The 26,837-nt window shown below is 48.1% G+C and carries 22 protein-coding genes and 1 riboswitch; of the genes, 5 read left to right on the forward strand and 17 right to left on the reverse strand.

Annotation, left to right across the window (positions count from 1 at the left end):
• Positions 1 to 276: 276 nt before the first annotated feature.
• Together HMPREF3090_RS07270 and HMPREF3090_RS07275 are read right to left on the reverse strand one after the other, a co-directional pair.
• A complete protein-coding gene (locus HMPREF3090_RS07270) occupies positions 277 to 1,443 on the reverse strand; it encodes a M20 family metallopeptidase (RefSeq protein ID WP_070486348.1) in 1,167 nt (388 codons plus the stop codon).
• A 13-nt stretch (positions 1,444 to 1,456) separates the two neighbouring features.
• Positions 1,457 to 2,872: a YfcC family protein gene (locus HMPREF3090_RS07275; RefSeq protein ID WP_230080804.1), complete on the reverse strand. Its 1,416-nt coding sequence runs from the start codon at positions 2,870 to 2,872 to the stop codon at positions 1,457 to 1,459.
• Positions 2,873 to 3,408: 536 nt separating this feature from the next.
• Positions 3,409 to 3,497, forward strand: a riboswitch (TPP riboswitch).
• Positions 3,498 to 3,553: 56 nt separating this feature from the next.
• On the opposite strand from HMPREF3090_RS07275, the gene thiM reads away from it, so the two are divergent.
• Genes thiM through thiD form a run of 3 tightly spaced genes read left to right on the forward strand, consistent with a single transcriptional unit; the run spans position 3,554 to position 5,886 of the window.
• Complete coding sequence (thiM, locus tag HMPREF3090_RS07280) at positions 3,554 to 4,384, forward strand: hydroxyethylthiazole kinase (protein WP_070486352.1); 831 nt, start codon at positions 3,554 to 3,556, stop codon at positions 4,382 to 4,384.
• A gap of 2 nt (positions 4,385 to 4,386) precedes the next feature.
• Complete coding sequence (locus HMPREF3090_RS07285; RefSeq protein WP_070486354.1) at positions 4,387 to 5,097, forward strand: thiamine phosphate synthase; 711 nt, start codon at positions 4,387 to 4,389, stop codon at positions 5,095 to 5,097.
• Entirely contained in the window at positions 5,098 to 5,886 is a 789-nt protein-coding gene (thiD, locus tag HMPREF3090_RS07290; RefSeq protein ID WP_070486356.1) for a bifunctional hydroxymethylpyrimidine kinase/phosphomethylpyrimidine kinase, read from the forward strand.
• A gap of 74 nt (positions 5,887 to 5,960) precedes the next feature.
• Here the strand turns inward: thiD and HMPREF3090_RS07295 are convergent, their stop codons facing one another.
• The 6 genes from HMPREF3090_RS07295 to HMPREF3090_RS07320 form a co-directional block, all read right to left on the reverse strand.
• Positions 5,961 to 7,310, reverse strand: a complete 1,350-nt coding sequence (locus HMPREF3090_RS07295) for an MATE family efflux transporter (RefSeq protein WP_070486358.1) — start codon at positions 7,308 to 7,310, stop codon at positions 5,961 to 5,963.
• A 14-nt stretch (positions 7,311 to 7,324) separates the two neighbouring features.
• Positions 7,325 to 8,254 carry a metallophosphoesterase gene (locus tag HMPREF3090_RS07300; protein ID WP_070486360.1) on the reverse strand — a complete coding sequence of 310 codons (930 nt, stop codon included), beginning with the start codon at positions 8,252 to 8,254 and terminating at the stop codon, positions 7,325 to 7,327.
• A gap of 16 nt (positions 8,255 to 8,270) precedes the next feature.
• The gene (locus HMPREF3090_RS07305; protein WP_070486363.1) at positions 8,271 to 9,275 is read right to left on the reverse strand and encodes an ABC transporter ATP-binding protein; all 1,005 of its coding nucleotides are present in this window, start codon (positions 9,273 to 9,275) and stop codon (positions 8,271 to 8,273) included.
• A complete protein-coding gene (locus HMPREF3090_RS07310; protein ID WP_070486365.1) occupies positions 9,272 to 10,051 on the reverse strand; it encodes an ABC transporter permease in 780 nt (259 codons plus the stop codon). Before HMPREF3090_RS07310 ends, HMPREF3090_RS07305 begins: the two co-directional genes overlap by 4 nt.
• On the reverse strand, positions 10,048 to 10,893 hold the full coding sequence (locus HMPREF3090_RS07315; protein ID WP_070486366.1) for an ABC transporter permease: 846 nt from the start codon (positions 10,891 to 10,893) through the stop codon (positions 10,048 to 10,050). The genes HMPREF3090_RS07310 and HMPREF3090_RS07315 overlap by 4 nt, the downstream gene beginning before the upstream one ends.
• Before the next feature lie 66 nt (positions 10,894 to 10,959).
• Entirely contained in the window at positions 10,960 to 12,057 is a 1,098-nt protein-coding gene (locus HMPREF3090_RS07320; protein ID WP_070486368.1) for an ABC transporter substrate-binding protein, read from the reverse strand.
• Positions 12,058 to 12,288: 231 nt separating this feature from the next.
• Between HMPREF3090_RS07320 and HMPREF3090_RS07325 the strand changes: the two genes are divergently transcribed.
• Complete coding sequence (locus HMPREF3090_RS07325) at positions 12,289 to 13,425, forward strand: haloacid dehalogenase-like hydrolase (RefSeq protein WP_070486370.1); 1,137 nt, start codon at positions 12,289 to 12,291, stop codon at positions 13,423 to 13,425.
• 70 nt (positions 13,426 to 13,495) lie between these two features.
• Here the strand turns inward: HMPREF3090_RS07325 and HMPREF3090_RS07330 are convergent, their stop codons facing one another.
• The 9 genes from HMPREF3090_RS07330 to HMPREF3090_RS07370 all read right to left on the reverse strand — a co-directional run bounded on the left by HMPREF3090_RS07330 (position 13,496) and on the right by HMPREF3090_RS07370 (position 25,215).
• The gene (locus tag HMPREF3090_RS07330) at positions 13,496 to 14,884 is read right to left on the reverse strand and encodes an MFS transporter (RefSeq protein ID WP_070486371.1); all 1,389 of its coding nucleotides are present in this window, start codon (positions 14,882 to 14,884) and stop codon (positions 13,496 to 13,498) included.
• Between the two features lie 2 nt (positions 14,885 to 14,886).
• The gene (locus HMPREF3090_RS07335; protein ID WP_070486372.1) at positions 14,887 to 16,368 is read right to left on the reverse strand and encodes an alpha/beta hydrolase domain-containing protein; all 1,482 of its coding nucleotides are present in this window, start codon (positions 16,366 to 16,368) and stop codon (positions 14,887 to 14,889) included.
• Entirely contained in the window at positions 16,352 to 17,269 is a 918-nt protein-coding gene (locus HMPREF3090_RS07340) for a ChbG/HpnK family deacetylase (protein WP_070486374.1), read from the reverse strand. The genes HMPREF3090_RS07335 and HMPREF3090_RS07340 overlap by 17 nt, the downstream gene beginning before the upstream one ends.
• A gap of 89 nt (positions 17,270 to 17,358) precedes the next feature.
• Positions 17,359 to 18,093 (reverse strand): helix-turn-helix transcriptional regulator, encoded by a 735-nt coding sequence (locus HMPREF3090_RS07345; protein ID WP_070486376.1) that lies wholly within the window; start codon positions 18,091 to 18,093, stop codon positions 17,359 to 17,361.
• 146 nt (positions 18,094 to 18,239) lie between these two features.
• On the reverse strand, positions 18,240 to 18,710 hold the full coding sequence (locus tag HMPREF3090_RS07350; protein ID WP_168140265.1) for a hypothetical protein: 471 nt from the start codon (positions 18,708 to 18,710) through the stop codon (positions 18,240 to 18,242).
• Positions 18,711 to 18,957: 247 nt separating this feature from the next.
• On the reverse strand, positions 18,958 to 20,286 hold the full coding sequence (locus HMPREF3090_RS07355) for a GntP family permease (protein ID WP_067974200.1): 1,329 nt from the start codon (positions 20,284 to 20,286) through the stop codon (positions 18,958 to 18,960).
• Between the two features lie 454 nt (positions 20,287 to 20,740).
• Positions 20,741 to 23,155 (reverse strand): flavocytochrome c, encoded by a 2,415-nt coding sequence (locus HMPREF3090_RS07360; protein ID WP_070486378.1) that lies wholly within the window; start codon positions 23,153 to 23,155, stop codon positions 20,741 to 20,743.
• A gap of 14 nt (positions 23,156 to 23,169) precedes the next feature.
• Positions 23,170 to 23,781, reverse strand: coding sequence for an NADPH-dependent FMN reductase (locus HMPREF3090_RS07365; protein ID WP_067974193.1), 612 nt, complete (start codon positions 23,779 to 23,781; stop codon positions 23,170 to 23,172).
• Positions 23,782 to 24,066: 285 nt separating this feature from the next.
• Positions 24,067 to 25,215: a glycerate kinase gene (locus tag HMPREF3090_RS07370; RefSeq protein ID WP_067974190.1), complete on the reverse strand. Its 1,149-nt coding sequence runs from the start codon at positions 25,213 to 25,215 to the stop codon at positions 24,067 to 24,069.
• Between the two features lie 259 nt (positions 25,216 to 25,474).
• Here HMPREF3090_RS07370 and HMPREF3090_RS07375 point away from each other — a divergent pair, with 259 nt between their 5' ends.
• Entirely contained in the window at positions 25,475 to 26,746 is a 1,272-nt protein-coding gene (locus HMPREF3090_RS07375; protein ID WP_067974187.1) for a GntT/GntP/DsdX family permease, read from the forward strand.
• The last annotated feature ends 91 nt before the right edge of the window (positions 26,747 to 26,837 follow it).

The following is a 26,837-nucleotide window of genomic DNA, read 5'->3' on the forward strand; positions in this document are numbered from 1 at the left end:
ATGGTCTGAAAGCAAATTGAAGCTGGCAGTTTGCATTCGAAAGCTTTGTGTGCAAATAGAGACAGCAACTTGCGAAAATACTCCCTAGCTGGATCTTCTAGGCCTACTGGACCTTTGAAGCTTATTTCGTGATAAGAACATTCATCCAATTAGCCTGCACCTCCAAATTCAAAAGCGAATCGAATGCCCATCAGCAATGATTTAATATAGAACGACAAAACAAGCCGGTGTTCCCTCCCTAGCTTGGGAAGAACACCAGCTTGTTTTTTTGATTGCTTATTCTGCTTCAAAGTCTGCTTGGATGGCCTTAAGCAGCTCAGGGTCGCTGAGGACGTCGTAACCGGTCCGGGCCAGGATTTCGATGGTGGTCATCATGGCCTCATAGCCGGCTGCAGTTTTCGTGCAGTCGCGGAATTCGGGGGTATGACCGGAGATTTTTTGTCCGTTGGTGATGCCGTAGTAAGGGTTGGTGGCGGGCACGACATGGCTGACATTGCCCATATCCAGAGAGCCGACCACTTCATTGGGATCAGGGTCTAACATCTCCACACCTAGGGCTTCAGCGTTGGCGTTGTAGGCATCGTCTAGGGGCCGGTTGGTGACCATGTCGTCGTAAGTCTTCTCATAATTCCGGTATTTCATGGTACAGCCCGCTGCTTGGGCGGCGCTCTCTGCCATGCGGATCATCATCTCGCGCAGGACTTGGACATAGGCCTTGTCGCGGGCCCGCACATAAAAATGCGCCCGGGTGTAATCTGGGATCACATTAGCGACCTCGCCCCCGTCCTTAATTACCCCGTGGACGCGGGCAGTCGGTAGGATTTGCTGGCGTTGGGCATTGACCAAATTGAATAAATTAATCACGGCATCGAGGGCATTGATCCCCTGCCAAGGTGCCGCCGCGGCGTGGGCATTCTTACCGAAGAATTCAAACTCCAAGGCCTGCATGGCGAGTGAGGGGCCGCTCTTGGTATTGGCATCTGAGGGGTGGGTGCAGAGAGCCACATCGATATCGTCGAAGGTATCAGCGGCTGCCATGTCCACTTTGACCCCATCCGTTTCTTCGGCAGGCGTCCCTAAGACCACCACCCGGCCCCCTGTTTCATCGAGGACCTTGGATAAGACAATTCCCGCACCGGTGTCGACTGTCCCCAACATGTTGTGGCCGCAGCCGTGACCAATCTCTGGCAGGGCATCGTATTCCGACAAGTAGGCTACAGTTGGACCGAGCTTGCCGGAATCATAGGTCGCCCGAAAAGCGGTCTCAAAGCCTAGGTAAGGTTTTTCAACTTGAAAGCCGTGCTTTTCTAAAAGGTCGGCGTGGGCCTGGGAGGACTGGTACTCTTCCAGTCCCAGTTCCGGATGGTCGTAGATATAATCGCTCAAGGCTTGAAATTCTTCTCTTAAGTCTGCACAAATCTTGCTTAATGTCTCTTTTCCCATATGAACCTTCTTTCTAGAATGGACCGTAGCCCATCAGGTGCGCTGCAACAACAAAAACTAGGCCGATCAAGAGCCAGATCAACATCAGGGGCATGGCGAACTTGACCCACTTACTGTAAGGAATCTTGGCGATCGCCAGTTGAGCCATGAGGATGCCGGACATGGGCATAATAGAATCCAGGAAGCCGTTGCCCAATTGGTAGCAGAGGACAGCGGTTTGCCGGGTCACACCCAGGGCATCGGCCAAGGGCACAATAATCGGCATGGTAACCGCCGCCTGGCCGCTCCCTGAAGAAATAAAGAAATTGATGATCACCTGGACCACATAGATCCCCACTGCACTCAAGACGCTCGGCAGGTTGGCAATAGCGTCCGACATGGCGTGGATGAGGGTGTCAATAATCATGCCATCTTCTAAAATGACAATAAGGCTCTGGGCCAGACCCACAATCAAGGCGGCATAGACCATATCCTTGGCCCCTTCGATGAAGCCATCCGCAATTTGCCCGGCTTTTAGACCGCCAACCATACCGGCTAGAATGCCAGCGCCGATGAAGACCGCGCCGATCTCCGTGATATACCAGCCGTAACCGATGACGCCGACCGCAATCACCACGAAGCTCAGCACAAAGATCGCTGCAATGATCTGCTGGCGGCGGGTGAAGGGCAGGGTCTCGTTCGATTTGCCTTCCGCCGCTTCCTCAGCCTTGGCCGCCTGTTCTTCCTCATAGACAATGGACTGGGTCGGGTCTGCCTTGACTTTTTTCGCATAGCGCATCAGGTAAATGGTTGTCGACAGCCAAACGACCGCGAAGAGGACCAGGCGCAAGCCAATCCCCGAGAAGAGGGGCAAGTCAGCGATGGACTGGGCCACCCCCACTGAGAAAGGATTCATAAAGCCCGAGGTGAAGCCCAGACCAGCACCCAGGCCGATCATCCCGACACCTACCAGGGCGTCATAGCCCATGCCCCGAGCCAGGGTCACGCCCAAGGCAATGAAGAGGATGGTCTCCTCGCTCAAACCAATCGTCGACCCAGCAATCCCCATAATCAGAAGAACGGATGGAATCACCAGGGTTTCCTTGCCCCGCAAGGCGTGGACCAAACGACTCAGCGCCGCTTCAATCGCCCCCGTCTGGTTCATCACGCCAAAAGCCCCTCCCACGATAAAGAGGAAGTAAGAAATATGTTGGCTCCGCTCAAAACCAGCTGGCAAGGATTTTAAAATATCAAAGATTCCCTGGGGCTGCTGGGCCACATAGCGGAAGGACTCCGGGTCGATCACCTCCCGACCGTCCACCATAGTCCGGGCAAACTCCCCCGCTGGCACCAGCCAGGACATCAAGGCAGCAACCACAATAAAAGCAAACAACAAAACATAGGTATGCGGGACCCGCAGCTCCCGCATATCCGACCAAAATCTACTCACAATACTCGCTCATTTCTATATAGTGTATCCTGCTGGTCACTGCCTCGTTTAGCCCGTATGTGTAAGCGCTACCATAAAAGGTGCTAATCCAAGCCAGTGCACAACACAATCAGTTCAGATTTTATCATAAGTACAGGGTGTGAACAAGTGCGCTTAGCTTTGGATCACTGGAGCAAGGCGGGGTAAGAGCTAGCGAGGCTTGAGCTCCCCAATTTGCGCACAGCAGATCTGAAGGCAAATTGGGGCTGGCTATTTGCTTTCGGCGAGTCTGAAAGCAAATACGAAGAAGGAGTTTTCCTTCAGGCGCTCTGAAGACAAATTGAAAGATGGAGTTTGCACTCGGCAGGTTCTGAAGGCAAACTCCAGTCGGCTATTTGTCCTCAGCCGTCCTGTAGGCAAATTCCAGAAGCCAACTTGCCTTCGTTGCCCCCTGAGTGCAAATAGGGAGCCGACAACTTGCGAAAGCACTCCCAATTAAACCGACACAAGGTCTTCCTTGACAAGCCCCACACTTTGTTTTAAAGTGGCTGTAAATAAAGAAAAAATTGAGGTGCCAATTGGCTGAGATTAGACTCATTGAACCTGTCAGGATAATGCCTGCGTAGGGAAGATATTTTTTCGTATGGCTAATTGGCAATCTCAAAAGAATGAGATTGTCTTTTTTTATGGGAGGAATTCAATATGGAACAAGCAATGCAAGAGGCCATTCAAGCCTGTGTCGAGGCAGTTAAGGCGGGCCAGCCCCTGGTCCCCTCGATCACCAATACCGTGACCATTAACCTAGTGGCCAACACCCAGATCGCGGCGGGTGGCTCGGCAGCTATGGTCTACATGGCGGATGAAGGGGAAGCCATGGCCCAAGCCGGAGAAGCCTTCTATATCAACGTGGGAACCATCTTCCCCCTCTACCAGGAGAGCATCCCGCGCACGATCAAGGCCCTCAACGCTGCCGGCAAGCCCTGGGTCCTCGATCCGGTGGCGGTTGGCATGGGCGGTCTGCGCACAAAACTCCTCAGCGACATGCAGGAAGACAAGCCCACGATCATCAAGGGTAATGCCAGTGAAATTATGGGCTTGGCCAAGGCTTGGGGACTTCTCGCCGAGGACCAAACCGTCGCTAATAAAGGGGTCGACAGCCTGCACAGGCCAGAAGAAGCCCGGCAAGCGGCCCGTCTGCTCGCCCAAGAAACTGGCGGCGCGGTCGTGGTCTCCGGCGAAGTGGACCTGGTCACCGATGGGCAAGTTGTCTACGCTTCTTCTGGGGGCTCTGAGCTCATGAGCCATATTACGGGCGCTGGCTGTGCCCTGGGTGGTCTGCTGGCAGTCTACGCCGCCAAGGCCGACTCTCTCACCGCTGCCCTAAGCGGGGTCAATGCCTTCAACTATGCCGGTCAACGCGCCGCCCAAAAAGCACAAGGCCCCGCTTCCTTCCAAATGCACTTACTAGATGAACTCTACCAAGCCAGCCCTGAAGCCATCGCTTCTAACCCTTGCCAGAGAGAGGAGGACTAGGCATGAGCTCGCGTCAAAAAAATTTCGACCTCTCTGCTTATCTGATTATTGGTCCAGAAAATACCCCTGACCGGTCGCCCCTTGACATCATCCAGCTGGCCTTGGAGGCGGGCTTCACCTTCGTCCAGATTCGCTCCAAGATCCTCGACGCCAAGCCTTGGATCGAACTCACCATCCAAGCGGCCGACCTGATTAAAAAGATGGGCCTCCAGGACAAGGTCTCCCTGGTCGTCAATGACCGACTGGATGTGGTACTCGCGGCTCGGGAAGCCGGTGCCAAGGTGGACGGCATCCATGTCGGCCAGACTGACCTGCCCGTCTCCCTCTGCCGGAAATACCTGGGCCCTGACGCCATTATCGGCCTCTCTGCCACAGCCCTGGAATTGATTGACTATGTACAGAACGAAGACGTCAGCGAAGTCGATTACTTTGGTGCCGGCCCCCTCCACGCTTCCCCATCCAAGCCGGAAGCGGGACACTTCGAGGGTCAGGACCTGGTCACCCGGACCTACGATGAACTGGAGCGACTGGCCCAGGTGAGCCCCATCCCCGTCACTATAGGAGGCGGCGTGACCCTGGCTGACCTGCCTGACCTCGCCCAGACCGGGGTCGATTCTTTCTTCGTCATCTCAGCTGTCACCGCAGCCGAAGATCCCGGTCAGGCCGCCAAAGATCTCGTTTCTAGCTGGAATACCTATCGAAAGGAGCACTAAATGAAGACTGCCTTAAGCATAGCCGGCTCCGATTCATCAGGTGGTGCCGGTATCCAAGCCGATCTCAAAACTTTTCAAGCCACGGGAACTTTTGGCATGAGCGCCATCACGGCCATCACCGCCCAAAATACCCTGGGCGTCCAAGCCAGTGAAATTGTCTCCCCCGAGCTCCTGGAAGCTCAAATCCGCAGTGTGTGCGACGATATCCGGCCCGATGCCGTTAAGATTGGCATGGTCGGTAATGCCGACTCCATCCGCTGCATCGCCCGCTTGGTTCAAGAATACCAACTCGACAAGCTGGTCCTCGACCCCGTCATGGTGGCTACCAGCGGCGCCAGCCTCTTAGCCTCCGACCAAGTCCAATCCCTCCAGGAAGACCTGATTCCCCTGGCCAAGGTCATCACGCCCAATCTCTCAGAAACTAGCGTCCTCTACGGGCAAGAAGTGACAGACGAAGCCAGTATGGAAGAAGCCGCAAAGGCCCTCTCCGACCGCTACCAGGTAGCCGTCCTCGTCAAAGGCGGCCACCTCCAAGGCAAAGCCTGGGATGTTCTCGCCGACGCGAACGGTTTGCATTGGCTCCAAGCTGACCAGGTCGACAACCCCAACACCCACGGCACCGGTTGTACCCTATCCAGCGCCATCGCCTCCTACCTGGCCCAAGGCTATCCCCTAAAAGAAGCCATCCAAAAAGCCAAAAGCTATCTCACAGGCGCCATTGCCGCTGGATTGGACCTCGGCCAGGGACATGGGCCACTCAACCATGCTTATCAGTATCAGAAAAATTAGGATTAAGGTATGCGAAAGACCAGCCCTTCGTTTCGATAGGGCTGGTCTTTTGATTTGGCATGTTTAGATTCTATCTAGGTCAGATTACTGGAAAGTAGCCATTTTTTCTGTGTCCATCGTCTGTAGAATATTGCCGCTCGAAGTGCCTCGTCTATGATAAAGACAAACCAAACAGCAATTAAACCCTGGTTAAAGAAATAAATGAGGCTTAAGCTAACAGGAACTGTAAATAAATAGGTCGTCAATACACCAACAATAACCGGATAGCGCACATCCCCGACAACATTTAAGTTAGCAATCAAAATTTCATTGCTTGCCCTGAACGGATCATAGAAAATACTCAACCATAATAAAATCGTCACAGTTTGCTTAATAGCTTCATCTTCTGTAAAAATTTGAATAAGCAGAGGCCCTAGTAAAGCAATAATGACATTTAAGATGACTGAGAGAGAAAAGAAGGCTTTAACAGTACTTCGACCTGTTGCTGTTCCTTGATCCATATCTTCTTTTCGTATTGCTTTACCTATTAATATCTGTGAGCTTTGACCAGCTGCAACAGATACGGTAAATATAATAGCAGTAATTGTCTGCGTGTAAATTCGAGAAGATAAAGAGACAACACCAAGAGAAGCAATCCCAGCTGTTATTAATAGCTGAGAAATATTGTAAAAAACATTCTCCATAGCCGAAGGAATCCCTAATCGTAAAATTTTTGAACTAATTTTTAAATCTTCTAAATGAAATGACCATTTTAGTTCAAAAATCTTAGGCAGATACTTCTTCAAAATAAGCAAGCTAATGAATACGCCCAAACATCGCATAATTAAAGTAGCAATACCAATACCAATGACTGCATTATCAAGTAAATGGGTATAAACTACGAAAGCATTCCCACTAACAACAATCAAGGTATTCAAAATCGACGCATACATTGCTGCCCGAACTTTACCATAACTTCTAAGAAGTGCATTAACACTACTTGAAATTCCTAAAGGCAGTAAACTCCATCCTAAGAGTTGCAAATAGATATTACCAGTCTCTATCAAATTAGCTGGGGAATTAATTAATTGAAGTAAATGCCTTCCAAATATAGCAAAGACCAAAATAATTAATAGAGAGAGTAGACCATTTAACAACAAGCTTTGTTGAAAAATTTTTCGAATATAATCTAGATGGTCTTTATCAGCATTTTGTAGAAATAAAATGGTGCTCCCCAAAGAAACGATCCCCAGCAACAACTGTCCAATCGCAATAATCTGATCTGTCAAACCCGTTAAGGCAATTGCTTGATCATTAACTGATGAAATCAAAAATACATTAACATTCATGATCAACATCATGAATACTTGCTCAATCAAGATTGGCAAAAACAAATTCTTAAATTTTTGTATTATTGATTGTTTTATGTCTGTCTTCAATAACATCATTTAGCTACTAACTAGGCAAATTCTTTAATATAAGTCGTCATATTATTATCTGAGATTTCAATCACTCGAGCGCCTCTGTTCAAGTCGCCATACGCATTGTAACCAGAACAGCGGCCGTAAATTAATTTAATCCCATAAAAATCTGATACGAAATCATTTTCATGATCATGGCCAGCATAAATAGCAACGATGTTACTATTTCTAATTTTTATTTGAGCGTATAAGCCAGTATTAAGTGCAGAGGAACAAACTTCCTCACTCTGGTGTCCCTCAGCTTGCCCATCTATGATGGCTTGAGCGTATTCAGGAATAGGAATATGGATAAACAAATGACTTTGTTTAGAAGGATCCTGGGTCTGCTCAATAATCCAATCAATCTGCTGATCTTCCAAATACGCATATTGTCCCGTTTCTGTCTCGTCATAATCGCCTGAATCGACAATCAGTAGTTGGGTCTGCTCATCGATGCTTACTACATACATCTCTCGATTATTCACGACCGTAAGCTTCTCTTTACAGACATGATTCTGAGAGCAACGAACCAAGTCATTCAGTTCGGCCCGACCATAGACATCAATTTCATCGCGATGATGATAAAAGCTGGCTAACTCTTCATTTTCACTTAACAGTTTTTCTAAATTATCTGAGCTTTCTTCAACTAGCATATTAATTTTATCTTGCAAGTAGAAGATTTCAGAATCATGGTTGCCATAAGTAACCGCATAGGGCACTTCTAAACGATCAAAGAACTTTAATACTTCTTCAAAGTTTTGAAGGGAGTGAGGCACATGGCTCCAGATGACATCTCCTGATAAAACTAAATAATCAGGTTTCTCTAGTGAAACGAGATCTTGTACCGCTTGAAGGGTCTGAGCATCTAATTCATTAAAAGGAAGACTACTCCCAATATGTAAGTCTGTTAATTGTATAATCTTTGTCATGGCTTAATTCCCCCTTTTATCGAACAACAATCAAGTCATCTTTAGAAAGATAGAGATCAACAGGTTCACCATCTTCTCTAAAGTTTTTAGACCGGTTTAATTGGTCAACTTTAATAATTTGGTCACCAACTAATACGTTAAACCGCAAAATAGACCCCAGCATAGAAGTTCTTTGAATCTTCCCATGAATTTGGATGGCATCTTCTAGGGGTTCAAAGGATAGAGTTTCTGGACGAATCGCTACTAGAGAAGCTGGTCCTAAAGCATAATCTGAAAAATCATGGAAGTCTTCGACTTCAAAGACATTATGATTTCCAATGAAATTAGCAACAAAGCGATTTTCAGGTCTCCGATAAACTTCAGAAGGTGTTCCCCGCTGAACAATATTACCTGATTCCATAACAAAAATGTAATCACTCATTGTCATGGCTTCTTCCTGATCGTGAGTTACCAAGATTACAGTAATTCCTAATTCATTCTGAATATCTTTAATCAATTCACGAAGCTGCATACGGATTTTAGCATCTAAGGCACTTAAAGGCTCATCAAGTAATAAAACATCTGGACGAGTAACCAAAGATCTCGCTAAAGCCACACGTTGTTGCTGTCCACCTGATAATTGTCTTGGATAGGCCTCTTTTCTATCTTCTAAGCCAACCAAACGAATCATTTCAAGCGCTTGTTCTTCCTGTAATTTTTTGTCAACTTTTTTCATTTCTAGACCAAATTTTACATTGTCCAAAACATTCATATTAGGAAACAAAGCGTACTGTTGGAAGACCATCCCAAGATTTCGATTTCTCGGTGGTAGTTGATCTACTCGTTTGCCATTGATATAGACCTCGCCACTATTGATTTCTTCTAGACCTGCAATACATCTTAATAAAGTACTCTTCCCAGAACCACTAGGCCCTAACAAAGTATTTAAAGAACCCTCTTCCATATTAAGGTCTAAATTTTTTAAAATTAATTCTTTGCCATCATAACTCTTGGTGACATTTTTTATCTCGATATAACTCATATTTTTTTAACTCGCTTTCTATTAACTAAAACCAGCGCGATTACTGTAAATAAAGTAGCTAGGGTGAAGTAAGTCACAACGATAGCACTCGAATAGTGCCCATTAGCTGTTAATTGTTCCCGTAAATAGATCTGAATCGTCGTAAATTTACCACCTAGTAATAAGTTTACAGTAACATATTCAGCAAATAAGCCTGAGAAAATAAACAGAGCTGAAGAGATAACTCCGTTACTGATATTAGGCAAGATAATCTTGGTAAAGGATTCTAATTTACTAGCGCCTAAAATTTCTGCAGATTCAATTAATTCCTTAGCATTAATTGAACGTAAACTATTTGTTGTTCCCAATGTCATCAGTGGTAAAGTACCCACCACGTATGAACCAAATAGCAAGATCATCTTAGGTACTCCAATTGAATTATAAGCTTCTGAAAGCGACATAACAGAGATAACACCTGGTAGTGAATAACAGAAGATAATAATCAAATTAATGTATTTCATTAATTTAGGGAAATAGATAGCAATTGCAAAGATCGTTGGCACAATTACCGCTAAAGAAAGTATTACCGTCACCGTAGCAAGGAAGACTGTTCTTGCAATCGCCATTAAGAATTCTGGATCTGAAAATAGTTGAATATACCATTTTAAAGTTAAGGAATCTGGTAAGACACTAAAGGTCCAAGAACTTGAGAAAGAATAAATAATTGTGATAATGAGTGGAATGAGTAAGTAAGCTAGTAATATAAAAATCACTAAAGGTTTGAATATTTTACTCATCGTAGATCCCTCCTTAGTCGATTAGAAACATAATGTCCAAATACCATATTAATCGCTAAAATCAGAGCAAGTACAACAGCTAGTGCCGATCCAATCTCGGGTTTAGCGAACAGGTCTCCCGATACCGTATTTCCGATTCTAACCGATAATAAGTTAATGCTTGATCCAGTTAGTGCGATTGCTGAGTCATAGGCTCCCATCGCATTAGCAAACATAATACAGAACGTTCCGATTAAACTTGGAGCAAGAATTGGCAAACCAATCTTTGTCCAATATTGCAAGCTATTAGCACCTAAAAGTTCTGCTGCTTCAGACCATCTTTTATCTAAGCCATCGAAAATCGGAATCAATAAAGTAATTCCCATCGGTAACTGGAAGTAAATGAATACAATCAGTAAACCTGTTAAAGAATAGATGTTAAAATCGGAAAGTATATTCCAACCTAATACCTGATCAAGCATCACAAGCACACCTGAGTTACCTAATAAAATAATGAAACCGAAAGCCAGTGGTACCCCGACATAGTTATTCGTTAAATTAGCTAAGACCAAGAAAGCCTCTCTCATCTTAGGTAAGTAAGAAACAATCGCATATGTCGCTAAAGAAGTAACGAATAGCCCCACTAAGCTTGAATACAGAGAAATTAAGATAGAATTCCTAAAAGCTTCCGTGTAAATATTTGTGGTAAAAATTTCTTTATAATTATTCAGCGTAAAAGCGCCACTACTTGCATCTTGAAAACTTGCCAGTATCATCGTTATCACGGGATAAACTAATACTGCTAAAATTAACAAGAAGAAGACCGTGATGAAAGCTTTAAACACTCCCAATCCTTGTTTCATGATATCCTCCTAAAAAGAATAAAGGCCCAGACTACTGAAATAGTTGAGCCTTTACATTGATTTAAATTAATTCTTTAAATGCGTGATGACATTGTCTTGCCATAAGCTTCCTAATTGTTCTAGTAAGTCATTCCATGCTTGTAAATCTTCTACAGGACGAGCACTTTCATACATTTCATCTGGAAGTAAGGCATCTTTTGCGTCTTGATCAAGCTCAACATTTTCACGAATTGGACGAGCATGACCTCTGGCTAAATTATTTTGTCCTTCATCAGAAAGAATATATTCTCTCGCTAGAGCTGCTGCGTGAGGACGTTGGGTGTATTTATTTAAAATTGTGGTGTAGCCACTAGTTACTGTCCCGTCTGTTGGAATAACCACTTCAAAGCGGTCTGAGCCTAAAGTATCTTGCATAGTTAAGGCATTAAAGTCCCACATTGGAACAACTTCATGCTCTCCAGATTCAAGGGTCCCAGCGTTATAGCCAACGGTGTTTAAACGACCTTCTTCACCCAACTTTCTATAGTAGTCAAGTCCTGGCTGAATATTTGTTTCATCCCCACCGTTAGCCATTGCAGCAGCTAAGACTGCAAATTGGTCTTGGTTACCACCAGCAACGTCGCCGATAGTTACTTTATAATCGCCCTCTGCTACTTCTTTCCAAGAAGTTGGCGTTTCATCGACTGCTTCTGTATCGACTAAGAAGGCCATTGTACCTGTGTAACTTAATAGCCAATTCCCTTCATCATCTTTAGCCCAGTCAGGAATATCGTCCCAATATGAAGTTTTATACGGCATCACGACATCACGTTCTACAGCATATGGGCCAAATGCAATTCCCACATCACCAATTTCTGCTGATGCATTCTCTTTTTCAGCTTCAAAAGTTGCTAATTCTTCAGCTGATCCCATATCTGTATCAGAGTGTTCAAGACCATATTTTTCATTTAAGTCGGCCCAAGTTTCTTCCCAGTTTGCCCAATCATCTGGCATACCAACAGAATTAACGGCACCTTCTTCTTTGGCTTTCTCTTCAATTTCTTCTAAAGAAAGGCTATTTAAATCAACTTGATTTTCATTAGCACTTTCTGTTGAACCACATGCTGCTAGACTCAGTGAAGCTAGTGTCACCAAGCCAATATATTTTAACTTTTTCCAATTCATTTCCTTGTTCTCCTTTTTGTCTTTGATCTACTTGTATGAGCTAAAATGCTACGTTGTTTAGTGTAGCAAGCTATTGTCAAGAATCGATTGAATTTGGGTAAGCTTTTTGTAATTTTAGTGTTAATTTGTAAATTAAATATCAACAATATTTCAATATATGGTTTATGTAAATTTGATTCCGATCCCCTCCCCCTTCTGCTACAATACATAAAAATAAGAAAGGAGATCCCTATGCCAATCGATTTCCCCCAAGGCAACTTGGAAGCTAGCCTCCACCAAAGGCTCTGCGATTTGATTTCTAACTACCAAGCTAGCGGCCACTATGCGGTCTTTGATTTTGATAATACTTCTGTCTTCAACGATATTGAAGATAGCCTGATGATAGCCATGCTGGACCAGTTCACCTATTTATTGACGCCCGATGACTTCTGCCAGACGCTCAGCTCCGGCCCTTTTGACTACCAAAAAACTTTCTTTAACCGGCCCGAGCTCAGCCTGGCCAACTTGGTCCAAGACCTGGATACCCTCTACCGTGATCTCTACCACCAGAATGATGTCAAAAGTCACCCCGCTTATGCTAGCTTTGCGGCCAAGCTCCGTCTCTTCTATAACCTGATCAATACCCATTTTGACAAGGTTGCCGGTCAGACCTGGCCGACCTATCTCTTCAAGGGCTTCCTGCCCGAAGAATTTTGCCAGATTGGGCAGGCTGCCCTCCAAAACAACCTGCAAGCTCCCTTCGACCAGGTCATCCTCCAGTCTTCGAGCGACTACCCAGGATTAACTGGCCCTGTCCAAGCGACCTTTGAATCGGGGCTCAACTTTCCCGAGGAGCTCCGCCAGCTCTTTGCCTGCCTGACCGACCATGGGATCCGGCCTTATATTGTCTCGGCCAGTCCCCGGCTCCTGGTCCAAATAGCCGTTGTCCTCGGCGATTATGCCATTGCTCCTGAAGATATCTTCGGCATGGAGATTGCCTGCGATGCCCAGGGGCGGCTGACAGACCAGGTTGATGCTGACAGCTACGTCACTAAGGTCCAGGGCAAGGTCGACTGTATTCGCGACCTGATCCAAGTCCGCCATGGTGGTAAGGAGCCGCTGATGGTCTTCGGTGATTCCATGGGCGACTATGCCATGCTGACCGCCTTTGAGGGCACCCAGGCCCGGGTCCTCTTCAACCGCTACCAAAACAATGCGACACAGGACCTCGTTCGCGCTGCCCAAGAAGCGGATTCCAGCTACTTTGTCCAAGGCCGAGATGAGAACACCGGCCAACTCCGCCCTTTCCCATCCACCATCCCCCTGGGAAGCCAAGAAGCCGTGCTCTATGCCTCTGACTTCAAGGGCCAAGCTTCTCTAGCTGAATAATAAAATTTGCCCAAACAAAAACGACCCCTAGCCAGAAAAATTCTGACCAGGGGCCGTTTTTGTTTGCTTATTATTTATTCCGATGTTCCGCTTGAAGTTCTTGGTAGATAGCGTCTGTCTTTTCTTTATTCAAATTGAAGATAAGACCGATACCAATAATTTCTAAAATAGTCGTGACCACCGGAACAGCTGTGTAGAGCAAGCGGATATGCTGGGAAACTTCAACTGATTGGGAAGCTACCCCGGAAACAAAGCCGATTCCTGCTAGGGCATAGCTGGCTAAAGTTGAAGCGAGGGTCGATCCTATCTTACGCGAGAAGGTATAGATGGAATAGAGCGAGCCATCGCTACGATAACCAAACTTAAATTGATGGTAGTCCAAACAATCAGAAACCAGTGCCCAAATCAACATGGTAAAGCAGGTCTGTCCAATATTAGCGATAATGAACAAGGCGGCAAAGAGATAAGGGTTAGCAATCGGAACTAGCATCAAGAAGAGTGACAGGATGAAGTTCCCGGTTACCGCAAAGAGAATCGTCTTTTGCTTACCCAAGCTATTAGCCAAGCGAGGAACAGTTGGTAAGGCGACTAAGAGAACGAATAAGGAAGCGAAGTTCACATAAGCGAGGATATCAGGTCGATTGTAGTACTCTTTGAACATGATCTGTCCGAGTTGGCTATTACCTGTAATATAGATCAGAGACCCAACTGTTGCGACCATCACACCGATTAAAGGACGGTTGCGGAAGGCATCCTTAATCACAAGCGAATAGTTGAAACTTTCTTCTTTGGGCGCTTCTGCAATCCGCTCGTGGGTCATATTCATTAAAGCGGTATAGCCCAGGAGCGAAAGAATGGCGAAAATAACCGCAATGATGAAGAAGGCCTTAGGGATTGGGGCATTGTTGGCATCCCAAGCAAAGAGCGGGACGATCGATAAGGCCCCGAAGCCAACTACGGTCCCACCAATTGAGCGGGCCCGCGATAGTTTGGTCCGTTCTTCCGGCTTATCTGTGATGACATTAGCCATGGCACCGAAAGGCATGGAAGTTCCGGTATAGGAGACCCCATACAAGACATAGGCAAAGCTGACCCAAACGTGGAGTGCTGTATCGCTAAAGCTAGACACATCCGTAAAGCAGAGGATATTGGCAAGGGCAAGCGGCCACATGGCAATCTTAATATAAGGTTTGAACTTGTCCCCCTTCTTCCCTAGCCGCCAGCGGTCAGGGAATGACCCAATGATCGGGTCATTGATCGCATCGAAGAGGCGAGCAACCAGGAAGAGGTTCCCCATGAAGATAGGGCTCACTCCCAGGACATAGGTACAAAAGGTTAAATAGAAAGCATCAATAAATAAGTTAACGAAAGAACCTGCCATATCTCCAAAGATATAGCCCACTTCATCCCGCCAAGAAAAAGGCGGTTTATTGGTCTTTTTGATAGTATTTTCGGCCATGTTTAACCATCCTTCCATAATTTCTGAGCCATCTCTTGGGCCCAGGAACGCATGCGTTCACCATCAGCTGCCGTCAGTTCTTTAGCTTCAAGCGCTTGATCAAGCCTTTGCTTAAATTGTTCCAGATAATCGGTCCCATCACGGTAGCGGTCTGCCAATTCCTCTTCTGTAAAGTAGGTCATGGACCCGTTGACATTGCCCACATTCTGGTCAATTTGCGAGTCATCTGCTTGGGCATTGGCATGGTAGTGGGCAATGGGGACGTCAACATAAAGACTCCTCAAGCCACCCTTGGCATTGCCATACTCGTCCCGGCAGACTTGCCCTTGAGCATCGCGGTCAATGAGTTGGCTGGCAGGCGCTTCTCGCCCTTCTATAGCCCAATCGTGGAGCCACTCCATACAGCTGTTAACATAGTAGGCTAATTGGAGGTCGTTGACCGTATAGTGGTATTCTCCGTCCAAGATCTTAGGCGGATTCTTGGTCTTCGCAATTTCACTGTTATCGGGAATCAAGGGGGAAGCAGGATCCGTATGGGGCGAACCGGCCAATTCATAATGACGGCTCATGGGATTCACTGTCTCTGTCTTAATTGTTGAGGGCTTCATCGGGCCGAACAAGTTAATGTCACCTTCTGATGACAGATAGAGGACAGGCACTTGACTCGGCTTGAAGGCTTGCTCACGGACAGCGAACATTCTTTCCTCATCATCCTGCTGGTCTAAGCTTCGCATGACGCCGTAGCCGACCACACTGAGATAGCCATCAAAGAGGGGCTGGTCAAAGGCTTGGCTCAGGATATCTTCAAAATAATACAAGTAAGTATTCAGATACATGGCTGATTGAGACTGCCCCGTAAGGTAGACTTCTTTAAGGTCTAAGCCCTCAAGGAAGGGGGCTTGGCCTGCTCGCATGCCCCAAGCTAATTGACTGATCATATCCCAAACTAGGCCTTCTTCCGTTCCTGGAATGGACATTTGCTGGTTGACTGTCGCGGGTTGAGGAGCAGCTTGGCGGCTTGCCCAGTTAATCTTCTCATAGCGCCCATAGTCAAAATTCTTTAGAGACAAGGCATTGATAGGTTTGGAGCTAATGCCAATATAGATATGGCCATTTCCCAAAATATGCTGGTAGCTCCGACGCCAAATGTCCTCGATATCATAGCCGTTAGAGGCGTTGTAAATATCCAAGTAAACCCGGCCAGAAAACTGATCAGCCTGTGCAGGTTTACGCACCATGATGCGGGTACAATAGTCCAGGTCCTGGTCTTTAAGGGCTAGTCCCTGGCCCAGGTCTTGGTAGACATTGGCTCGGCCAGCCTGCAAGTACTCTTCTTCAACATAGCCATATGCTGACAAGTCCAGGGGCTCACGGGCGTAGGCCATGGACGAGAAGGGGTGGCTATCTGCTGTCACTGGCAGAGGCCCCTCCCAGTTGACTGGTCGCTTAATCGCTTCTTTGACGGCCTTATTTATTCTTGTCATCACTCAACTCTCCTTTCACAGCGCCTAGAATTTCCCGGTATGAAATCAGGCGGATGCCTTCGTCTGCCATGAATTGTTTCATTTCAGGACGGCTGAAGACTAAATAGTCGCCAATCCGCCCACCCTCATAGCGGTTGAGAGCCCGGGCTTCTGGCGTGTCACGCATGGGATGGAAGGCGAAGTGGGTCAGTTGGCCGGGTTCGATCGCCTTGAGGATTTTTTTTGCTAATCTGAAGCGGTCGTCGGGGTCATAGGTATGTTCCACCGGCATGCCAGAAATCCCATCCATCAGAGGGAAGCCTTCTGCCTGCCAGGTCTTCAGCTCTTCTTCTGGATAATTAGCCGGCCCGATCATCTCTTCTAAGATAGGATTGTCCTCCCGGTGCCGGCAGATAACTGGCAGGATCCCATGCTCGTCATAGACATCATGGTAGGATTGAATGTATTTTTTGTTCCACAGAGTCCCGGTATGGGTATCCACATGGGAAATCTTCAAGCCCATGGCCTGAGCTAATTGAACCTGAGCTTCGATCTCTTGGGCAATAGCGGCAGGATCCGCCGTTTCTTGGACCTTGTGCTTATCCTGGACAAAGTAGCCCAAGTCATCAACGAAACCCGAAGCAGGATCTGTGGTCGACAAGGGCCGCCACTTATAGCCGCTGTACTCGGCGTTGAAGGCTAGATGAAGGCCCAGGTCCCATTCCGGATGCTGGCTGGCCCGCTGGACGACTTCGGGGAACCAGGAACAAGGCACCATGGCCGACCCTGAAGAGATAGTCCCCAGTGCCATTAAGTCCTCATAAGCATCGATTGAAGCCTGGGTAATCCCCACATCATCCGCGTGGATCACAACCAGGCGTTCATCGGCGCTGTAGCCTAATTTTTTAATGATTGGATTCATTCTGAACGCTCCTTTATAAAACGCTTACATCTTCTTGTTAAAGATAGTTTATCACGATTGAGAAAGCATTCACATTACATGCTGTGACCTTATTGTGTACTTTTGTGACCTTGTTTGCGGTAGTGGCTTGGTGAACAGCCGACTTTTTGCTTGAAAATTCGGCTAAAGTACTGGCCATTCTTATAACCAATCAGGCTGGCCACTTCCGCAATGGACAATTTGGAGAAGCGGAGGAGCTGCTTGGCTTCATTTAGGCGCTTATCTTGAAGATAGTGAGAAGGTGACTGCCCCATCTCCTCTTGAAAACGTCGCGCTAAATACTCCCGGCTAGTGAATAGGTGCTCAGCCAGTCCCTGGATACTAATATCTTGGCTGTAGTAGCGGTCAATAAAGTTAACCGCCGCTTCCACTAGGGATGAGAGCTCCCTGCCCTTGATCTGACGCAGGTCGGACCGGGCATATTCCATGGCCATCTCATCATGGAGGCGGATCAAATCCTCTTCCTCGCTGGCCTTTTCAATGATAATGGCAAACTTCTCGGTGAGGTGGTGGGAGAGTGCCGGATCAAGCCCTGCCCGCTCCGCTTCCAAAGCCATCATGGAATTATGGGAGAGCATGAGGTTCTTGAGTGAACGCAAAGAAGAGCCCTGAACCCGGTCTAAGAGACCTAAACGGCGATTATAAAAGAGCGGCCGCATCTCCTTGAGCAAGACTTGGAGCTGGTCTTGGTCAGCCTGGTGGATCGCTTCAAAGAAAAGTTCCCGTAGCCGGTGGGTCTTACGAATAAAGGCATCTTCTGCCAATAAATGTTGGTCTTTGGTCATAACTAAGCCCCCTTCACCTGTGAAGTATAAAGCAAAAAGTCACAAAATGAAATGTTGACCCCTCCAATTATTAGACAGCTCCTAGTAGGCTGGTGTAAAGCACAAAAAAAGCCACCCCATACAAACTTGGAGCAGCTCATCATTACTTAAAGATCTTCTTCAAGGCAACTGACTAGGAATGAGACAAAGGCGCTAATCAAGGCCCATAAACCAGGCTGAAGCTTGGTGGTCGCCCCCACCTGGGGTAGCTCAGGATGGGGCACTTCCGCTTTTACGTCGGGCTTATTGGCCTTCTTAGGGCTTGAGGAGCTTGCTTCCCCCTGGTCTCCCTGATCAAGTGGGCGCGACCAGATCACTGACCGCCTTGGCACAAGTGGGGCCTTGTCCGGCTGGGCTAATTCCAAATCATCGCTTGGCTCGCTAGCTGGTGGCTCTGCTGTGGGCGCTTCAGGTGCCTGAGTGGGAGGCATCTCATCCTCCTGGGTCTCCTCCTCTTGGGGGACGAAGCCCGCCTCTTCTTCCATAGAGGGGCGGTCCATTTCTAAACTGGGAAAATCTTCCGGCCGTCCTTGGTCAGCCACTTGGTCTTCCACTTCCTCTGCAAATACTGTGGGCAAAGCTGTTAATAGGACCAAAAAGCCGCTAACTAGCGCTCGTTTTATCGCAGACATCCTGTCACTCCCTTTCATGATCCTACTATAGCAAAGTCACTTTAACAGCAGGTAAAGACGGCTTGACAATTTTATTAATAAAAGGCTTTCTTTGTTACCAAACTGTCATTTATGAGATACAGCTGTTAAAAAAGCAGGGATTCTCCCAGTTATTGAGAAAATCCCTGCTTGGATATGTAGGCTATTTTGCTTATTAATAGAGTACACCAGCTAGAATCAAGGTCACAATTAAGGCCAAGAGGAAGCCCCCGTTGCTGACAATGAAGGCTTGCTTGAAGCCATGCTTGAAATCTAAACCTGAGATACTATTGAAGGCAATGACCGCCCCAGATTGGGGAACGACAGTCAGTACGCCCCCACCAATAACAACTACCCGGTGGATTACAGCTGCCGGGATCCCCATTTCTAAATAAGGTTGGGCAAATTGGGAAACGACTGTACCGATAGCACCGGAAGCAGCCATTACCCCAGATAGGAGGGCCGTAATTACACCCAGGGTCACTAAGGCAGGACCTGGCATATTGACCAAGGCCTCTTGGACCACCGCAAAAGTTGGTGCACTGGTCAAGACAGCCCCAAAAGCAACCGCTGAAGCGGCCCCAAAGGAGGAACCGACTGCTCCAGATGCCCCTTTGTTGAGGACATCTTTTTGGTCTGGCAGGTAATTGCGGAAGAGGAAGGCGCAGCAGAGGATGGCTACTGTTAAGGCAATTAAGATAATATTAGGAACCTTACTGAAGACCAGGATAAGGACAATCAGGAGAAGAAGGGGCAGGATACTTACCATAAAGCCTGGCTTCTCTTGGTCAGTCACCGCCTCTTGGTCTTCTTTTGGAACTGGCTTACCATCGAGGTAGCTGTAGAAGTTTTCCCCTTTCTTTATGCTCTTATCTAATTCGTGTTTCATATACCAGAGCCCAAATATCAGGATCGTAATGGTTGCTGCAATCCCTAAGAGTGGAGCAGCTGTCAGAGTCGTGCCGAGTTCTGTTGTGGGAATGGCATTCTGAACAGATGGTGTCCCCGGGATCATTGACATGGTATAAGTTCCCGCTCCGAGGAAAAGAGGGATAGAGACCAATTCCCAGTTAATATCTAACTTCTTAAAGATAGGCCGGGCTAGAGGGATCAGGGTGAAGAAGACCACGAAGATTGAAATCCCACCGAAAGTTAGGACACTACCGATAATTGTTAAAGCGATGAGAACGCGGAAGGGGCTATCCGTCCCAATCTTCTCTAAGAGGACTTCCGCAATCCGCTGGGTGGCTCCAGAACGGTCCATGTATTGGCCGAGCATGGCCCCCAATAAAAAGATAGCAAAATTCTTAATCAAGAAGCCTGCTAGACCTGCCATATAGGAATTTTCTGATCCTGTTAAGGCCTCAAAGAAATTCATCTGATTGCAGACGATCACGATGATAGCTGCTAGAGGGGCAGCGACCACAATATTGAGTCCCTTAAAGGAGAGGTAAATAATTGCCATTATGGCTAAGGCCAGGCCTAAAATACCAACGATTTCCATTATTCATCTTCCTTCTATTGTTTGAAATGTTATCAATGCTAAGAAAATACCAGCAAACCGGCTGAAGGCCGGCCACTGCTGGTTTCTTGGGTGGACTTGGGTTCGACTTGGCATAAATAGCTCCTCTTCACTAAAATCCGCCGAAGACTATCAGTCTTCTCTGGCTTTTGGCTCCAGAGGTCTATTTCTCCCGCCAGCCCTCACACCCTGTCTAGTTGGGTTCGCAGAGGCAGAAGCTTCTCCACTTCACACGATCGAAACGTGCAAGCACAGCTTGCCCTTTTTCGTTCGTGCTCCAGTGGTAAGCTTCTAACCGCCTCTGCTCACACCCTTTTTAGTTGGGTTCGACTTGGCAACTTTCATGTCACTTCACAAGTCTCCGACGCAGTCTTAACAGACTGCTCTGGCGACTTGCTCCAGTGAATGAAAGTTAACCGCCAAGTCTCACACCCTGTTATTCAGCTGCGTTTTGGCCGGCTAGTTTGCCGAAGACGAAGATGTCGGCTAGGGCGTTGCCGCCTAGGCGGTTACCGGCGTGGACGCCGCCTGCGACTTCTCCGGCGGCATAGAGGCCTTCGATGGCTTGGCCTTGGGTGTTGAGTACCCGAGTCTGAGCGTCGATCTTAAGCCCGCCCATGGTGTGGTGAGTTGCGGGGCTTCTTGGCGTCGCATAGAAAGGTGGCACAATCACTTTGTGGTTGAAGGCACCTTTTTGGAATTCTTCATCGTAGCCTTGGTCCACATAGGAGTTATAGTCTTCGATGGTCTTCACAAAGACTGCTGGATCTATGTCTAATTGTTTAGCCAGGTCTTCTAAGGTATCTGCCTTGAAGCAGGCTCCCTTCTTGACATCATTGGCTAATTGTTCATCCGTTGAGTTGAAGCGTGTCTTCGCGATTTCAGCGTCGGAAATGTTATAGATGACACCACCTTGGTCAAAGAGGGCCTTAGCTAGAACGTCACGGGAGGCATATTCATCAACGAAGCGTTTCCCTTCTTTATTCACGAAGATAAAGTCTGATGGTGGGCAGTCGATCCCGCTGAAGATATTACCAGTGATAGGGTCAGCTGATGGCATCAATTGAACGAAGCCCATGCCAACAACATCTGCGCCGACTTCTTGGCCCATTTCAATCCCATCACCCGTTAAGGCTGGTGAGTTGGTAGTTGGGATGCTTTCAGGTAGGTTGCCCCAGTAGTTATCGTACTTCTTAATCATTTCGATATTGGCACCGAAGCCACCTGTGGCAATGACAACCCCCTTATTCACATGGATCGTGACTTTTTGGTCATAGCGGCCTGTCGCTTGAATTCCTACGATCTTGCCGTCTTCTACGATGAAGCGGTCAGCCTTGGTATCCGTCATAATTTGGCCACCATGGTCTTCAATGTAGGTCGTTAAGGGGTCGATATAGCCGAAACCTTCAGAAGCTTGGGGTTCGCGAGCCCGACGCCAGAGTGCGCCGACTGGTTCAGCCACCATATGTTCGTCGAAAGTAACTCCCTTTTCTTTGAGCCAATCGATGGTTGGGAGAGCATTCTTCGTCAGATAATGGATCAATTCGATATCAGAATGGATTTCATTGCCGTCAAGGTCCATCCGCTTCCCACCGATGTAAGTTTGGATAGTATGTAGGTGGATAGAGTCAAAGAGATAGCTCTTGCCTTCATCCAGGTCCTTGAAGTATTGGTCGAGCTCTTCCTTGAGGGCGCGGAAGTCTTCCCGATATTCTTCAGCAATTTCATCTTCAGGGGTGTTGTAGATCTTTTCTAGGGTTGCACGTTCGCCATGGATTGCCTTGAATTGGTGCTGCCATTCAGGGTCGGCCGCATTAATCTGGCCACCTGTCCGGACAGTATTCCCACCAATCACAGGGAATTTTTCAAGAACGAGAGTGGAGGCTCCCTTGTCTAAGGCTGCAATTGCTGCTGCTAAGCCAGCCCCACCAGAACCGATAACCGCTACATCCACGGTCTTTTCAACGGGATCCAGCTGCATGCTTTCGCTAACTTTAGGCCGTTTCTTTAATATTTCTGGATCAGAACCTGCTTGGTAGACCGCATCAGCTACTCCGTCAACGACCCCATTGGAAGTTACGGAAGCCCCTGAAACTACATCCACATTCAAGGTTTGGCCATCAATAATTTCTTCCGGCAAACGGGTGAAGACCAGGTCAGCAATCCCTTCTGTTTCGCCTTCAGTATCGATATCAATGGCTTCGATACGGTCTTCTGAGAAGGTCACGACCATTGGCAAGTCGCCGTTATGGCCCACTGCAGAAACATGGTAGTCGCCTGGTTTGAAGTTCACTTCTTCAGGTTGGTTTAAGATTTCTGCCACTTCAGTGAAGCGTTTAAATTTGCGGAAGCAGGATGACAAGAATTGAACCGTGCGTTTGTCTTTTAATTTCCCATCTTCATCAAAGGCTTCGTGAGCACGTCCTAACAAGAATTCATTCCCAGGCATCACGATCGCATTAACCCCCGGCGCATCCAAGATTTGACGGAGGTGAAGTTGTGAGCGTGAGGAGCCTTGCACACTATAGGAAGCGCCAACGATCATGACTGGCTTGCCATCTAAAGGATGGATCTTGTAGGACAGCCATTCGATCACACTCTTCAAGGCTGAAGGAATAGAGTGGTTGTGCTCAGGTGTAGCAATAATCCCCCCATCTGCCGCTTCAATTTTTTCTTTTAATTCTTGGATAGGAGCGGTGTCCGTTTGGTCCTTCGTTTCATTGAACATAGGTACGCGGTCGATGTCCAAGACTTCAATCGTATCTTCTTCGTAGTAGTCGGCCATAAATTCGAGCAACTTCCGGTTATAGGAGAACTCTGCATTGGTCCCGACAATTCCAACAAATTTCATGACTTATCTCCTCCCTAGTCTACAATGTCTTTCCAAGAAAAGTTTTCTTTCTTGGCTCGACGTGTCTTCTGCTCAGTTGTCAACTGCTGGGTCAGGTCTACAAAGTGTAGGAACTCTTCGAAGACTTCTTCCAGTTCTTTCACCTTATCTTCATAGACCAAGTTTCCTTCACTGTCAAAGGCATCCCCTGAACGTCCCAGCAAGAATTCTGAACTTGGCATCACGCGGGCTTGAATTTCTGGAGCATCCAAGATTTGGCGCAAGTGAGCTTGGGCCCGGGAAGAGCCCAGAGAGCCTAAGGAAGCCCCGGTAATCATAACGGGCTTGTCAATTAGGGGCTGTACACTATAGGAGAACCACTCCAAGACACTCTTCAAAGCCGCGGTAATCGAGTGGTCATACTCGGGAGTTGAAATAATGACACCGTCCGCTGCCTCAATCTGATCAGCTAATGCCTGGATAGGGGCAGGCGCTGTCTTATCCTTGGGTTCATTAAAGGCTGGGCAATCAGCAATTTCTAAGACCTCAATTTCAGCTTGGTCACTGAAATGCTTAGCCATAAACTGTAACAATTTTCGATTTGTGGACCGGTCGGAATTGGTCCCTACAATCGCTGCAAGCTTCATTCAAATAACCTCCATTTATCATCATAGATTCCCCCCTAGCCTACCATCACTAATTCATCATGTGAAAAGTTAAGCAATCCCTAAAACATGTCTTCTCTCTTCATTTTCTCATTAACCCCCGGCTATTTCTCACTTTATGACTGTCTTTTTCACTTATCAAAAAAATAAGAGCTCAGAAAGTTTGTGAAATCGATATTATTAAGCAAGTCATTTTCTGAGCAAGTCATGATAAAAATTTTATTTGGTCATGTAAGCCTTTAAATTTATAAAGACATTTTTTGTATTTCAATTGTTGGCATGACGATTAAGCAAGCGCATCACATTCTCACAGGTCTGCTCAAGGTTTTCTGCAGTTTCTGCCAGGGCTTCTTCTAGAGTGCTCGGCCCTCTACCGATCGCAAAAATAGCTTGGACGCCTTCCTCATAGAGGGCCTCAGCGCCCTCACCTATCTGGCCAGCCAGGGCGATCACGGGAACTTGGGCCTGATGTCCAACCCGGGCTACGCCCTGGGGCGTCTTGCCAAAGACAGACTGGCCATCTAAAGAGCCCTCACCGGTGAAGATATAATCAGCGCCTTGGCAATGCTTGACCATCTGAGTTTCTTCAATAACGAGGTCAATGCCAGCTTGAAGTTTGGCCCCGAGGAAGGCCATTAAGCCAGCTCCCAGGCCACCCGCTGCGCCTCCGCCTGGACACTGGGCCATGTCCCAAGCCAAGGCCAAGTCCTTCTTAGCACAGGTCGCGAGCTGGCGGAGGTTACGGTCGAGAGCGGCTACCATGTCGGGGTCAGCCCCCTTTTGCGGGCCGAAGACGGCTGAAACGCCCTGGTCCCCCACTAAGGGATTGGTTACGTCGGAGGCAACAATGATTTCTATGTCTTGGAGTCGGGGATCCAGCCTGCTGAGATCGATATGGGCCAGGTCTGACAAGGTACCACCGCCTAGACCAATGGACTGGCCCTGGCTATCGAGGAAGCGGCCGCCCAGAGCCATGGCCATCCCCACGCCTCCATCATTGGTCGCACTGCCCCCAATCCCCAAGATGATCTTCCGACAGCCGGCATCCAGAGCAGCCCGAATGACTTCGCCTGTGCCGTAAGTTGTGGTGTGCCAGGGATTGCGGTCTGCTCTAGCGACTAACTCCAGTCCCGAAGCAGCTGCCATCTCGATGACTGCGGTCTCTCCGTCAGCAAGACGTCCCCAGGCTGCTTGGACTTGTTGACCAGGTAGGGGGCCTGTCACACTAGTCCGCTCCAGCTTTCCCCCGCGCGCCGCTAAGAGGGCTTGGACGGTCCCTTCCCCACCATCCGCCATGGGCAGGGCAAGTATTTCAGCATCCGGACAGGCCCGGCGGATACCTGCTGCCATGGCCTGGCAAGCTTCCTCGGCGGTCACAGCATCCTTAAATGAATCAGGTGCGAGAATAATTTTCATATGATTACCTCCTTATGGGACTCTGTGTTATCCTAATTATAAAAGCTTCAGCCCCTTTTTAAATAACGAATTTTTAGGCAAAAACCTGCTCCAAAAGTCAGTCCTGACATCCACTTCACGAACTATGTCCAATCGTTGACCAACGATTGGACATAGTTCGCTCCAGTGATTCAGGCCTAACCGACTTTTGTCACACTCTCAATTATAAAAGCCCTTACAACTTATTGCGACCCCTAGGATTTAGAATGGAGGCTTATCCATGTTGATCTCAAGCTTTGGGGCCCTAGCTGCCCTCGCCATTGCCCTATTGCTCATCCTCAAAAAATTGCCTGCGCCCTATGCCCTCATGGTTGGCGGTTTGGTCGGTGCCCTTTTAGGTGGCGCTAATCTCAGTCAAAGTATTGAGGTCATGGTCGACGGTTCGGCTTCCATGATGAGCGCCATCCTCCGTATCCTCGCCTCGGGGGTCCTCGTTGGTTGCCTAGTCAAGACAGGGTCCGCTCAAAAGATTGCCCAGGCCATCGTCAACCGGCTGGGCCAGAGCCGGGCCCTGGCCGCTCTCATCCTGGCCAGCCTTCTGATCTGTAGCATCGGGGTCTTTATCGACATCACGATCATTACCGTTGCTCCTATTGCCCTAGCCATCTGCCAAGAAAGCCAGCTTCGAAAGGAAGCTGCCCTGGTCGCCATGATCGGCGGGGGCAAGGCCGGCAACCTCATCTCCCCCAACCCCAACACCTTGGCTGTTGCAGCTAGCTTCGATGTCGACCTAAGCCGGCTGATCTTACAAAATCTGGTGCCCGCCCTAGTGGCAGCACTGGTGACCCTCCTGCTCTCTCAGGCTCTCAACCGCAAATTAGGCGACCAAGTGGGGCTTGACTCGTCTGACCCAGTCGCTCCAGTCGCTAATCCTAGCGAGCAAGGTCCTAGCCTGTTCGCCGCTCTGGTCGGTCCCCTCACGGTTGTCGTCTTGTTGGCCCTCCGTCCACTTGTCGGCCTCTCCGTCGACCCTATCCTAGCCCTCCCTCTTGGGGGACTGGCTTCCCTACTAGCCTGCCGTCAGGGCAAAAAGCTCATCAGCTACAGTCAATTCGGCCTGGACCAAGTCAAGGATGTTTGCTTGCTTCTGATTGGAACGGGAGCATTGGCCGGCGTGATCACCGCTTCCCAGCTCCAAGCCGATCTCAGCCAGCTCCTCCAATTCCTCCAGCTGCCGCCCTTCCTCCTCGCTCCCTTGTCTGGTATCTTCATGGGCGCAGCCACAGCCTCCACCACAGCCGGAGCCAGTATCGCCAGCCAGAGTTTCGCCCCAAGCCTGATCGAAGCCCAAGTCCCCCACCTAGCAGCCGCTGCCATGTTGCATGCGGGCGCCACCGTCTTGGACTCCCTCCCCCACGGTTCCTTCTTCCACGCCACCGCAGGCAGTGTCCAGCTCTCCTTCCGCCAGCGTCTGACCCTCATCCGCTACGAAGCCACAATCGGCGCCAGCGCCACCCTAGTTGCCATCCTAGCCTATCTCATGACCGCTTAGGGTGCGAGACTTGGGCTTAGGCTCGGATGATTGGAACAAGTCAGGATAAGAGCGAAGCATTCGCTCGTTCCTTACTTGTGAAATCACTCCA

Origin of the sequence: Aerococcus sp. HMSC23C02 (assembly GCF_001806805.1) — a bacterium.
Classification (GTDB): Bacteria; Bacillota; Bacilli; order Lactobacillales; family Aerococcaceae; genus Aerococcus; species Aerococcus sanguinicola.